Here is an 871-nt window from a genome sequence, read left to right as displayed (position 1 = left end):
CCCGGTGGACCTTTGCGGTTGCCGGGTTTTTTCTTTGTCGGCGATTTGCTTAGTTTGACGAACTGAATTGTGCGGATTCGGATTTTGCGGATTCGATTGGCATCGGCGTGGCTGCGCTATCATGACGTCCATTCATCGCGCGTCGTTTTTCTCTCATGACGATTCTGTGTCGCCTTCTTCTCGTTTGTGTTTTCGCGCTGCTCGGCATGCGCGGCGCGAACGCGTGCGAACAGATGATGTACGGCGCGCAATCCGCTACCGCCGGACCGGCGATGCACATGGCGGAGCATGTTCATTGCGACTCCGCCACTCGTCACGATAAGCAAGATAGCCCCGATTGCTGCCCCCACTCGGGCTCGTGCAGTCAGGGTTTCGGCAGCCATTGCGGCGCGCTGCCGCTGGCGTCGCACGTCGATCACTTCACGCGCGCGCACGACGCGCCATCCGTGCCGGTTGCCGCCTTGCGCGCCGGCATTACGCACGCGCCTCCTTTGCCTCCTCCGATCGTCTGAACGCAGCCTTCAGGCCATCCATCGTTCGACGAGACTTCGCACGCCATCACGCACCATTGCGCACCATCAAGCGCCAGCATGAATCGCGTGCGAAAGCGATATACGCCAGCGCCGCGTGCCAAAGCTGCACCGACGTCGCGACCGCTTCACCCACCCACGTACGGCGCTCGACCATCAAACAGGGCTCGCCGATTTCGATATCCAGATGATGACGCACATACGCATCCGGCTTACGCGCATAAATACGAAACTCCGCGCGCTGAATCGGCGCGAGCCGCACCATATAGTGATTAGGCGTTTCCTGCGTGAAATCCTGCTGCAAATAAAGCGGAAACAGCGCGGGATTCACAAAGCGGTCT

At 59.7% G+C, this 871-nt stretch carries 2 protein-coding genes; one reads left to right on the top strand and one right to left on the bottom strand.

What is annotated here, in order from left to right:
* The first annotated feature begins 155 nt into the window (after positions 1–155).
* Positions 156–512, top strand: coding sequence for a hypothetical protein (locus G3O01_RS44885; protein ID WP_205813959.1), 357 nt, complete (start codon positions 156–158; stop codon positions 510–512).
* A 46-nt stretch (positions 513–558) separates the two neighbouring features.
* Here G3O01_RS44885 and G3O01_RS44880 read toward each other — a convergent pair.
* Positions 559–871 (bottom strand): UTRA domain-containing protein (locus tag G3O01_RS44880; RefSeq protein ID WP_205813957.1); only part of this gene is annotated, 313 nt, incomplete at its 5' end.

The organism is Burkholderia sp. Ac-20365 (assembly GCF_017104715.1).
Taxonomy (GTDB): Bacteria; Pseudomonadota; Gammaproteobacteria; order Burkholderiales; family Burkholderiaceae; genus Paraburkholderia.
This window is presented reverse-complemented; position numbering and strand designations above follow the sequence as displayed.

Bases quoted from the DNA above. Each gene is read 5' to 3' on its own strand.
- G3O01_RS44885 (WP_205813959.1), top strand. From the start codon at position 156: ATGACGATTCTGTGTCGCCTTCTTCTCGTTTGTGTTTTCGCGCTGCTC.